Here is an 11932-nt window from a genome sequence, read left to right on the forward strand (position 1 = left end):
ATTTATTAGACCTACTACACCAACCAAAACCAATCAGGGGCAAACAAGTAGCTCAGACCCATTGATAATAATACCACCAAGATACTACCCACAATTGCGCCAACCCATGTCGTACCGCCTTTTTTTGCTAACTCCTGCTCACGCATAGCTGGGTCTATATTATCGCCCATGACTTCTTTTATATTTTTGATGCTGTGATTAAAGTAAAAATAATTACCTAACATACCTGTTAATACTGCCCACGCGATAAAAAAACTGGTTTGACCTATAGCGCTATACATTTCCATACCGAGCAGATGCATCAAAACCAAATCAACCGCGTTAATACCAATGACAATACATAGAGCTACTAAGTACATTTTGCGATAACACAACCAAGACGTTCCCAAAAGCAGCCCAGCAAAATTAAAACTATGAATGCTCGAACCATTATTGTTAACTTCTAAACGTGGCTCACTGTCCTTAAACCATTTATTACGGTAAAAATCATCATATTTTTTGCCAACGAAGGCCGCGAGCAACGTGTCAGCTGCCTCAGGGTCAGAAGCCGACTGGCTTTTTGAGATTTGTGCATCTTTTGCGATATTGATAGTCGTGAGCGGCGGCGGTGTTTGTGCTTGAGCCTCAGAGAGCTGGTGGCCACATTTTGAGCAAGACCCTGCGTCATTTGAGTTTTCTTGATTACAGTAATTACAAAACATCTTATCCCTTATTTTTACTGAATGGTTGTTGACCTTATTTCAACTCACATCTTAAAAAACCAATTAAAGTTGATTACATTATAGTTAATAAAAACAAATGTTCAATAAAAACTAAGGGCTTTACCACTATTTGCTGATTTCAAATAAAAAAACACCCAACCAAGTTGAGTGTTTTTTATACCTATAGCAAGACCATTTGATTATTGATAAGTTGTATATCAATTCAAAAAATTTGAGTAGCGAGGAAAACGAGTGATAGCGCTACATCAAGTAGGCTGAACGAGTTTGACAACGCTAATCAGATTTTTAGTTTGATACTACTCCCACTCAATCGTTGCAGGCGGCTTGCTCGACACATCATAAGTCACCCGTGAAACCTCAGCGATTTCATTCATGATGCGATTACTGACCGTCTCGATCAAATCATACGGCAGATGGGCAAATCGCGCGGTCATAAAGTCCACCGTCTCAACCGCGCGTAGCGCAATCACCCACGCATAGCGGCGGCCATCACCGACCACGCCGACCGATTTGATCGGCTGGAATACCGCAAACGCTTGCGCGGTTTTGTCGTACCAGCCTGAGCGCTCAAGCTCTTGCATAAAGATCGCATCGGCAAGGCGCAGGATATCGGCGTATTCTTTTTTCACCTCACCCAAGATACGCACGCCTAGACCTGGTCCTGGAAACGGATGACGGTAGATCATCTTCTCTGGTAGACCCAAGGTGATACCCAATTTACGCACTTCATCTTTAAATAAGTCGCGTAATGGCTCAACGAGTTCAAACGCCAAATCATCTGGCAGACCGCCGACGTTATGGTGGCTCTTAATGACGTGCGCCTTGCCTTGATGCGATTTGGCTGATTCGATGACGTCAGGGTAAATCGTCCCTTGTGCTAGGAACTCAATGGTTTTGCCATCGCTTTGTGCGCTGATTTCGCGGGCGCTATTAGCAAACACATCGATAAAGGTTTTACCGATGATTTTACGTTTGGCTTCAGGGTCAGACTCGCCTGCTAGAGCGTCTAGGAACAAATCTTCGGCATCGACACGGATGACCTTGACGCCCATGTTTTCGGCGAACACTTGCATCACTTGATCGCCTTCGTGCAGACGCAGCAGGCCATTATCGACGAATACACAGGTGAGCTGATCACCGATTGCCTTGTGCAGTAGCGCGGCGACCACTGAGCTATCGACACCGCCTGATAGACCAAGCAATACTTGCTTGTCACCGATTTGCTCTTTGAGCTGTGCCACACGCATATCGATGATATTATCTGGTGTCCAGTCACCGGCGCAGTCACAGATTTGATGGACAAAGCGGCCGAGTAGCGCCTGACCTTGTAAGGTATGCGTCACTTCCGGATGGAACTGGAGGCCATAGTATTGCTTGTCGTCATTGGCCATAATGGCAATCGGGCAGCTTGGTGTGCTGGCGATGATATCAAAGCCTTGCGGCGCTTCGATGACCTTATCACCGTGACTCATCCAGACGTTTAGCGTGGTCGATTTGTCTTCACTGACGCTATCTTCGATGCCACTAGTAAGCTTTGAGGGACCATTGACATTGATGGTCGCCGCGCCAAATTCATGGATATCACTGGCATGAACCTGCCCACCGAAGCGATCTGCCATCGCCTGCATACCATAGCAAATACCCAGCACTGGTACGCCAAGCTCAAACACAGCGTCATTGATACGCGGGCTGTTTTCCGCATGCACGCTCTCAGGGCCGCCCGATAGGATGACACCTTTGGCACCAAAGTCCATGATACGCTGAGTGTCGATATCATAAGGGAGCATCTCACAAAAAACGCCAGAATCGCGCACACGGCGAGCGATGAGCTGGCTATATTGCGAGCCAAAATCAAGAATAAGAATACGATCTTCTTTGATAGTAGGGATAGCAGCGGCAGTGGTCATAAATCGATGTCCATCAAGAAAAATTAGTACCCTATTTTAACAAGTTTGCGCCCATTAATGGCCATTAGATGATGAATTATTCACGATTATTGACTGTTATAGGTAAATACCATTAAAGATTGAAACCATCAAACAACAGCATGATAAAAAAACAAGCAGCAGCAGGGCTAAATCAATCAACAAACGGCGCAAATTAAGCCGCACCGCTATAAGCCATAGTCAGTTGCAAACGAAACTGTCATAAGTTCCAAAGCGCTACTGGGATGAATTTTTGCAGCCTCTGTGTATACAGCATACAAGGAAAATTTATACCAGTAGCGCTGTAACATACACACTATAAGTTTTTCTTATACAAATGACGCATACCTATAAAACATTTATTTATATTATGCTATGCTTTCATCATCATTACTTTCGCTTTACTGCTATAGCTTTAGCAGCAGACACTCTCCCATCATACTTAAATTATGGTCATGTAAAAATATTGGACACAGGGCTGATAAGCCTACTTACTATCCTCTCGTATTATCTCGATATGTTGTTAGGACGGATAGTAGGTAAATGGCGGCGGCTCTAAGTGACATAGGACATGACGATAGCGTTATAATAAATGGATAGGTTATAACTTCTATGAACACACGTAACTCACTTTTTCGTAAAGCCGCTAACGCAGCTGCAACCTCACACGATGAGCATGCTAATCCAGATTTAGCGGCCACAAACAACACCCCTATTGAGCAGACACGCTGGAACGGTTGGGGCAATATCAGTATCAATAAAAAAGTCTCAGCGCACGGCGCAAAACTGATCAAATCACATATCGGCAAAACCAAAAAACTATCCTCCGTTAGCTTACAACAAGTCCTCAAAACCGTGCCAAAGTCACGCCTGCCTGCCGCTATTACTGACCTTGATATCGTCTCTACTGACCGAGAGGTCAGACTCAGACACGCACGTGGGCAGAGCTTCCCTGATTGGATCGCCATGCATAGCGGCGATTTTGAGACCTTCCCTGATGGCGTGGCACATCCGCAATCGACCGCTGATGTCGAGCAACTACTTAAGCTGGCACGCGAGCACGATCTGATCGTCATTCCATTTGGCGGCGGTACCTCGGTGGTCGGGCATATCAATCCACAAAAGGGCGCGCGGCCTGTTTTGACCGTCGCCATGAGTAAAATGGATCGGCTAATCGACTTAGATTTTGATAGCCAAATCGCCACCTTTGGCGCAGGCACCCAAGGGCCAGCGGTCGAGGCGCAATTAGGCGAGCACGGTTACCGTCTAGGTCATTACCCGCAGTCTTGGGAGCTATCGACGCTCGGCGGCTGGATTGCGGCGCGCTCAAGTGGCCAGCAATCACTCGGCTATGGACGCATCGAGCAGATGTTTGCTGGCGGCACTTTAGTGACGCCGCAAGGCGTGCTAGAGATTGCTGATATCCCCGCGTCATCGGCAGGGCCTGATCTGCGCGAGATGATGATGGGTACTGAAGGCCGCGTAGGTATCTTTACTGAAGTGAAGATGCGCGTACAACCGCAACCTGAGCAAGAAGTATTTAAAGTTGCTTTCTTGCCCAACTGGGCAGCAGGCAAAGCGGTGCTCAAACAAGCGGTACAAAGCAATATTCGCCTATCTATGCTACGTCTCAGTAATGCCGCCGAGACTGACGCGCATCTGCATTTAGGCACATCGCCAAGTCAGTTTTTAGCGATTAGTACCTATCTAAAAGCGCGCGGGCTTAATTCAGACAAAGTCATGCTCACCTACGGCGTCTCAGGCGATAAAGCGCAAAATAAACTGGCGCTGATGCAGTTTAATAAGTTATTAAAACAGCACGGTAGTGTCACCGGTAAGATCACCAATATCATGGGTAGCGTATGGGCGCATGGGCGCTTTAAGTTCCCGTATCTGCGCGGCACGCTGTGGGAGCGCGGCATCATGGTCGATACCTTTGAGACCGCCACCAATTGGGGGCGCATCGATGAGCAAATGGCGCAGATGCAAGAGGCGGTAAAAACGGCCTTAGCGGACGAAGGAGAGGAAGTAATGGCCTTTACTCATATCTCACATGTCTATAAGCAAGGCGCGAGTCTATATACCACTTACTTGTTCCGCGCGGCCAAAGACCATGCAGCAACACTAAAGCGCTGGCAAAAAATCAAACACGCCGCCAGTACTAGCCTTGCCAATGGTAAAGCGACCATTTCACATCAGCATGGCGTTGGCCGTGACCATGCCCCGTACCTTGCGGCTGAAAAAGGCGAGCTGGGACTACAAGTGACTCATGATATGCTCAGAAGTCTAGACCCTGAGCAGCGTATGAACCCGGGTGTGTTGCTTGAAGATTAATTTTAATTAAGAGCTTTGTTTATAGACAGTTTAGTGGAAGAGCGCTACAGCGTGACTGATATTTGTTTTGCGCCGCCTCTGTCGGCGTAGGCACAGCACGCAAGAAAAATGAATATCAGTTGCGCGTCATTATTCAACGTATTTATTTCATTGGGTGTCAAAGTAAATTGTTATTAAGAAGAAAATCTTATGAACCAAAACAAACAACGCCAGCAAGCCCTTGCGCCCTTAACGAAATCTGAACCTTGGGATATGCTCATCATCGGCGGCGGTATCACGGGTGCCGGCATTGCCCGCGAAGCGGCTCGCCGAGGTTTATCTGTATTATTAATTGAGCAAAAAGACTTTGCGTGGGGCACCTCCAGCCGCTCGAGCAAAATGGTGCATGGCGGCCTGCGCTACATTGCCTCAGGCGATTATAAAACGACACTGCTTAGTGTACGCGAGCGCGAGCGGTTGCTTGACGAGGCAAGCGGTCTGGTCAATGAGATGCACTACGTCATGCCGCACTACAAAGGCAAGTTTCCGCCGCCGTGGATATTTAATACCTTGCTGCGCGTCTACGACAAGATAGCGGGCAAGCGCTATTTTAAATACTTTAAAAAAGACGCTTTTTTACGGCTAAATCCTAATATCAAGCAAGATAAGTTTTTGGGTGCCAGTCAATTTAGCGATGCGATCACCGATGACTCGCGGCTGGTGATGCGCGTACTCGATGAAGCAGTACATGACGGCGCGCAGGCGATTAATTATCTCAAAGCCGAATCATTACTCACTAATGAGCAAGGCTTAGTCGTCGGTGCTACGCTTAAAGACACGGCTTCTAACAATAGCAATCAGACTTTTGACGTCCATGCCAAAGTGGTGGTCAGTGCCACCGGCGCTTGGGCCGATACTTTGCGTAGGCAGGCGCGTGCCCAGAGCGAGCACATCTTTCATCAGCAAATCCGTCCCTCACGCGGTAGTCATTTGGTCGTCAGTCAAGAGCGCCTGCCAATTCAGCAAGCCTACACCTTTTTACATCCTGCTGATAAACGAGCGGTGTTCGTCTTCCCGTGGGAGAACCGCACGGTACTTGGTACCACCGACTTGGATCATCCGCCACTTAATGACGAAGAGGTCGGCATTACCAATGAAGAGGTCGATTATTTATTAGACGCGACTAACTCGCTATTTAATGAGACTGGCTTGAATCGTGAAGACGTCATCAGCACGTGGGCCGGCGTGCGCCCGTTGATCTCTGATGGCGGTGATGGTAAGCGCGTTAGCCCCAGTAAAGAAAAGCGCGATCATAGCGTCTGGCTCGACAATAACCTTGTCACCGTCAGTGGCGGCAAGCTCACCACCTTTCGCCTGATTGCGCTTGATGTGCTGGCAAAATGTCAAGAAGTGCTCGACCTTGATGACTCTGCTACTCAAAACTTAAAAACGAATAGCGATCAAGTCTTTAACAATCCTACGCCGACTCATGCCAAATTTGCTACTTTACCAAAACTCTTACAGCAGCGCTTGCAAGGGTTTTATGGTCTGCAGCTCGATAACTTATTAGCGCTAGCACATGACGATGATTTGTCTTATGTCACCGATAGCAACACCATTTGGGCGGAGATTCGCTTTGCCGCGCGCTATGAGCAGGTCATCCATTTAGATGATTTGCTGCTACGGCGTACACGCTTAGGCTTAATCCTCCCGCATGGTGCAATGACGCCGCTGATTAGCACCAGACTGAAGCAAATCTGCCAGCAAGAGCTGGGCTGGAATGAGCAAAAGTGGCAGCAAGAAGTCGCTCGCTATAGCGAGTTATGGCAACGCTATTACCATTTGCCTGCCGCTTAGTGCCTTGGTTACCTTAAAGACTATATATCTATATCTCCCATAGTAAAGGACTACTATGACCACCGCTCACGACCCCATCTATTTCTTAGCCATCGATAACGGCACCCAAAGCGTGCGAGCGCTTATCTTTGATCAATTCGGTAGCGAAATCGCCAAAGCCCGTGTGCCTATCGAGCCGTACTTCTCCGAGCAGCCCAATTATGCCGAGCAGCACGCCGATTACTATTGGCAAAAGCTGACAGAGGCCTGCCAAAAGCTCTGGCAGACCTGCGACATTAAACCTGAGCAAATCGCTGGCGTCAGTCTCGCCACCCAGCGCTATACCATGATATGTCTGGACAAAGACATGCAGCCGCTACGTCCTGCCATCGTTTGGATGGATTTGCGCCGCGCTGAGACTCATGACATTGGCTTTTTAAACCCGCTTACCAAAGTCATAGGCATGGGCGAGCTGGTCAAAGATGCCCAGCAAAAAGCGCGCTGTAATTGGCTGGCGCAAAACGAGCCTGAGATATGGGCGCAGACCGCGCATTACGTCAACCTCTCCGCCTACCTCACTTATCAGCTAGTAGGTAAACTTATCGACTCAAATGGTCATTCGGTCGGCTACTTGCCATACGACTACAAAGCGCAAACATGGTTCAAACCCAACACCCTTAAATGGCGGCTGTTTAGCTGTACCCCCGAGCAAATGCCCAAAATCATCCCACCAGGCCAAACTCTTGGTGAGATAAGCGCCAAAGCTGCCAAAGTCACAGGTATCCCAGAGGGCACGCCGATGATTGCCGCCGCCAGTGACAAAGCCTGCGAAGCTCTAGGCGCAGCGGGGCTGGCCGCCGATACTGCGTGTCTTAGCTTTGGTACCACCGCCACTATCAATACCATCTCCCCCGACTATGCCGAGATACTCAAACACATGCCCGCCTACACCGCCGCCGCCCCAAATTACTACAATCACGAATACATGATTTATCGCGGCTTTTGGATGGTCAGCTGGTTTAAAGAACAATTCGCCCACTACGAGCAACAACTTGCCAAAACCCAAGGCATCGACACCGAAAAGCTCCTTGATGCCGCCGTCAAAGGCATTCCAGCCGGCAGCATGGGACTTATCATGCAGCCGTACTGGTCACCGGGCGTCCGTCATCCTGGGCTTGAGGGCAAAGGCGCACTTATCGGTTTTGGTGATGTGCATACCCGCGCGCACGTGTACCGCGCCATCTTAGAGGGGCTGGCTTACGAGCTCAAGCTCGGCTTTGATACCATCGAGAAACGCACTGGCAAACCCATCAAACACCTGCGCGTCTCAGGCGGCGGTTCCCAAAGCGACGCCGCCATGCAGCTCACCGCCGACATCTTTGCCATGCCCGCTTACCGCCCGCACACTTATGAGGCCACCGGCCTCGGTGCAGCCATCAACTGCGCGGTGGGTCTCGGCGTCTATCCCAACCACGCCACGGCGAGCGACGCCATGACCCATTTAGGCGACGAATTCGTCCCGATTGAAGCCAACGTACAACTCTACAAACGCCTGTATAACGAGGTCTATCTGAAGATGTACGAGCGCCTAAAACCCTTATACCAAAGCATTCAAGACATCACAGGCTACCCCGCCAAGTAATCTGCGCAAGTTTAAGGTATAGAGGTATTGGGAGTAGTCAAGAGGTGGGATGATTGTGGCTGGTAATATTGGGGAGCCAATCGCGCCTTCTGCTTGTATCTGTACCTCTAAGCGCGGCGGGCACTAAAGCTAGAGGCGTTCCAACATTCGAGCGACCCCCTCTAGCCCAAGTGCCCGCAACCCGCTTAGGCGCACAGGATACCGCGTCAGTCACGGCTAAAACGCACCTTCGTAGCGAGGTTAAACTAAGAGTTTTAAATATGACAACTATATCAGTATCATGATTGTCTTCTTAGTTATCCTTATAATCAGAGATAACACCTTCTGCTTCCCTTTTATAACCATTAGCAAGCTCTCGAAGTGTCACTGCAAAACGGTGATAACCTGCGTTTTCAATAGCCTCTGCTTTATTATCATATTCGATTGCTAGCTTTTTCTCTGGTTGACCAGTCGGATCTACTAAATGCGCACCTCTTGAGTTGTATAAGCCCATACTATAACCACGACGAAGTTCTTTAGCATCTTTATCGTTCAAAGTTGCAGCAACTGTCATGTCAATCCATAATCCATCACTATCCTCTAATGTGTTGATAAGAACACCACCTATTTGCTGCATAGCAACTCTATAATGCCCAGAATCTATACATATTTTTTTAACTTCTTCGAACCATTCTTGAAATAAACCTGAGTCAAAGTGACCTTCCATATCTGTTCCAGGCACAGTATTCCAGTTATGTAGTAATTGCCATGCATTAGTAGCTAGTTGTCTTTTATTTTCATCTACACTATCTGTATTAGGTTTTTCTTCGGTAGCTTTATTAGATTTGTAAATTAGTTGAATTATTTGACAGAAGAAACTGGCGTCTGTACCAAGCTTCCATTCTAAAAGCCTAGGTCTAGCATCAAGCTTGTAATCAAGCCATGGTAAATAAGCCCATTCTATTTTAGCTAACGCTTCTTGATTTATTTCTTCTTCAGACTGTAAGTATTTTATTAACTTAACAACTTCGTATGGTACGAGTGCGTTAATAGATTCTTTAGAGTTTAAGCTAGCTAGTAGTACCTCTATAGATTGCTCACTATCCAAGTTCTTACCTTGAAACATCCCACTAGATATACATCTTAAAGCTGCTCGTGGTCTCTCATAGTGTAAAAGCTTATCCACAGCAAATTTTATATCTTTCTCAATATATAAGGCATTAGTAAATGTTCGAGTCCAATACTTTTTTTCATCTTCTGACAACCAAGACTCGACTCTTTCCCATGTGTTTTCAGAAAATGGCAAATAAGATAAAAATGAACCGCCCCGGGATTGTCGGAGACCTAATATTCTGAGAGAATACGACAATGAAAAGACAAACCTATACTCCCGAAATTAAAGAACGCGCCGTTCGCATGCTGATAGAAGCGTCGAGCGACTATCCCTCCACTTGGTCAGCTATTCAAGCCATTGCTCCTAAGATTGGCTGCACGCCTGAAACCCTGCGATCGTGGCATAAAAAGCACATCGATAGAACTATACCAGCTAATATTCAAGCTGAGGATCAAGCTGCACGTATTAAAGAGCTTGAACGCGAGAATAAAGAGCTCAAGCAAGCTAATGAAATTATACGCAAAGCAGCCGCTTTTTTCGCCCAGGCGGAGCTCGACCGCTGACTAAAATCATGATTCAATTCATCGACGACAATAAACATCTTTATGGGGTCGAGCTGATCTGTAGAGTATTACCGATTGCCCCGTCAACTTATTATCGTGCTCAAGACTTAAGCGACAACCCACACAAGCGCTCATTACGCAGTCAGCATGACGACTACTATCTCAGCGAGATTAAACGCATCTGGCAGGACAGTAAATGCCGTTATGGTGCGCGTAAGGTTTGGCAGCAGATGCAAGCGGAAGGCATAAAGGTTGCTCGTTGCACCGTAGAGCGTTTAATGAGACAGCATGACCTACAAGGCGTCTGGCGTGGCAAAAGCAAAATTACCACCAACAGCCGTGACGACCAAAAACGCGCTGATGACTTAGTCAATCGTAACTTTAGTGCTCGTCGTCCTAACCAGCTCTGGGTGGCGGACTTTACCTATATCAAGACGACAAGCGGCTGGGTATATACCGCTTTTATTATTGATGTGTTTGCTCGCGCTATTGTGGGCTGGAAAGTCTCTAATCGCATGAACACCGATATGGTGATGGCGGCATTAAATCAAGCGCTAACAGACAGGAATAACCCTAAGGATGTCATTCATCACAGTGATCGAGGCGTTCAGTACTTATCCATTCGCTACACCGATAAGATGACAGACTGCGGCGTGATTGCGTCTGTTGGTACAACAGGCGATTCTTATGACAATGCATTGGCTGAAACGGTCAATGGGCTGTACAAGTCTGAGGTGATTCATTATTTAAAGCAGAACTGGACTGGTGTGAACGATGTTGAATTAGCAACCCTTGAGTGGGTAGATTGGTTCAATAAAACACGACTGCATATAGTCAAGACCATATAAAAGTGTTATAAACTAATTATCAAACCCAATTGTTATTATAAAGACCATGACTTACTCACTAGATTTTCGCAAACAGGTACTAAAAAGTATAGATGACGGTATGACCTTTGCCGAGGCAGCTGAGTTTTACAATCTCAGTCCAACCACTATACAGAACTGGAAGAGACGTATTTATAGCAAAACAACCAGGCAAACCAAGCCCTATAAAATACCAGATGACGTGCTACTTAATGATGTCAAAGAACATCCCGATGATTACCAGTATGAGCGAGCGCGTCGTCTGAACTGTAGCAAAACAGGCATTTATCATGCTCTAAAGCGTCTTGGCATCAGTCAAAAAAAAGACCTTAGAACATCCAAAAGCTTGTCCGATCAAAAGAGCGGCGTATCAGGGAAAGCTTGATCGCTTTACGCAGCAAGGCTATCCCATCGTCTATATGGATGAAAGCGGCTTTGAGCACGAGACCATCCGCTCTCATGGTTACGCGCCTATTGGTAAGCCATGTATCGATAGCTACAACTGGCAAGGTAAAAAGCGAACCAACGTTATTGGTGCTCTGTATAACAAAATGCTGTTTGCGCTTGATTACTTTAATCTCAACATTAACAGCAGCATATTCTACAACTGGTGCAAACACAAACTAATCCCAAGTCTTAAAACAAAATGCGTGATTGTGATGGATAATGCTCGATTTCACAAAAACAAACGCGTTCAAAAGCTACTCAACAGGCATGGTCATCGTATACTATGGCTGCCACCTTATAGCCCTGATTTGAACCCTATCGAGAAAAAATGGGCTCAGGTGAAGTTTCTACGCCAAGGCTGGATGGAGAATGATTTATCTAAATTGTTTTATGATATTTGTTCAAGGCATAACAATTTTATTTTGAACTGACTATAGTAGGATTGGTTATGTCTCGCCTTTTGAGTTTGAAAAGCGGTATTATGACAATTTAACCCTATCAGGCATTGCTGCCTGACTCAAGTAA

The 11932-nt window shown here is 46.9% G+C and carries 8 protein-coding genes, 1 pseudogene and 1 other annotated feature; of the genes and pseudogenes, 6 read left to right on the forward strand and 3 right to left on the reverse strand.

What is annotated here, in order from left to right; genetic code table 11:
* Positions 1-14: 14 nt before the first annotated feature.
* Both AADH33_RS12875 and guaA read right to left on the reverse strand, forming a co-directional pair.
* Positions 15-701 (reverse strand): DUF2628 domain-containing protein, encoded by a 687-nt coding sequence (locus tag AADH33_RS12875; protein WP_100748609.1) that lies wholly within the window; start codon positions 699-701, stop codon positions 15-17.
* A 317-nt stretch (positions 702-1018) separates the two neighbouring features.
* On the reverse strand, positions 1019-2629 hold the full coding sequence (gene guaA, locus AADH33_RS12880) for a glutamine-hydrolyzing GMP synthase (protein ID WP_348549144.1): 1611 nt from the start codon (positions 2627-2629) through the stop codon (positions 1019-1021).
* A 630-nt stretch (positions 2630-3259) separates the two neighbouring features.
* On the opposite strand from guaA, the gene AADH33_RS12885 reads away from it, so the two are divergent.
* The 3 genes from AADH33_RS12885 (at position 3260) to AADH33_RS12895 (ending at position 8438) form a co-directional block, all read left to right on the forward strand.
* Positions 3260-4981, forward strand: a complete 1722-nt coding sequence (locus tag AADH33_RS12885; protein ID WP_348549145.1) for an FAD-binding oxidoreductase — start codon at positions 3260-3262, stop codon at positions 4979-4981.
* Between the two features lie 189 nt (positions 4982-5170).
* The gene (locus AADH33_RS12890) at positions 5171-6817 is read left to right on the forward strand and encodes a glycerol-3-phosphate dehydrogenase/oxidase (RefSeq protein ID WP_348549146.1); all 1647 of its coding nucleotides are present in this window, start codon (positions 5171-5173) and stop codon (positions 6815-6817) included.
* A 55-nt stretch (positions 6818-6872) separates the two neighbouring features.
* A complete protein-coding gene (locus tag AADH33_RS12895) occupies positions 6873-8438 on the forward strand; it encodes an FGGY-family carbohydrate kinase (RefSeq protein WP_348549147.1) in 1566 nt (521 codons plus the stop codon).
* A gap of 292 nt (positions 8439-8730) precedes the next feature.
* Here AADH33_RS12895 and AADH33_RS12900 read toward each other — a convergent pair whose 3' ends face one another.
* Positions 8731-9681 carry a hypothetical protein gene (locus AADH33_RS12900; protein WP_348549148.1) on the reverse strand — a complete coding sequence of 317 codons (951 nt, stop codon included), beginning with the start codon at positions 9679-9681 and terminating at the stop codon, positions 8731-8733.
* A 104-nt stretch (positions 9682-9785) separates the two neighbouring features.
* On the opposite strand from AADH33_RS12900, the pseudogene AADH33_RS12905 reads away from it, so the two are divergent.
* The 3 genes and pseudogenes from AADH33_RS12905 to AADH33_RS12915 all read left to right on the forward strand — a co-directional run.
* Positions 9786-10924 (forward strand): annotated as a pseudogene (locus tag AADH33_RS12905) (IS3 family transposase); the annotation flags it as partial.
* Positions 10061-10177, forward strand: a sequence feature (AL1L pseudoknot). Its footprint overlaps the pseudogene before it by 117 nt.
* Positions 10925-10988: 64 nt before the next feature.
* Entirely contained in the window at positions 10989-11345 is a 357-nt protein-coding gene (locus AADH33_RS12910) for an IS630 transposase-related protein (RefSeq protein WP_201585383.1), read from the forward strand.
* A complete protein-coding gene (locus AADH33_RS12915) occupies positions 11266-11838 on the forward strand; it encodes an IS630 family transposase (protein WP_348549149.1) in 573 nt (190 codons plus the stop codon). The genes AADH33_RS12910 and AADH33_RS12915 overlap by 80 nt, the downstream gene beginning before the upstream one ends.
* Positions 11839-11932 lie beyond the last annotated feature (94 nt).

Origin of the sequence: Psychrobacter sp. KFRI-CH2-11 (genome assembly GCF_038239325.1) — a bacterium.
GTDB lineage: Bacteria > Pseudomonadota > Gammaproteobacteria > Pseudomonadales > Moraxellaceae > Psychrobacter > Psychrobacter celer.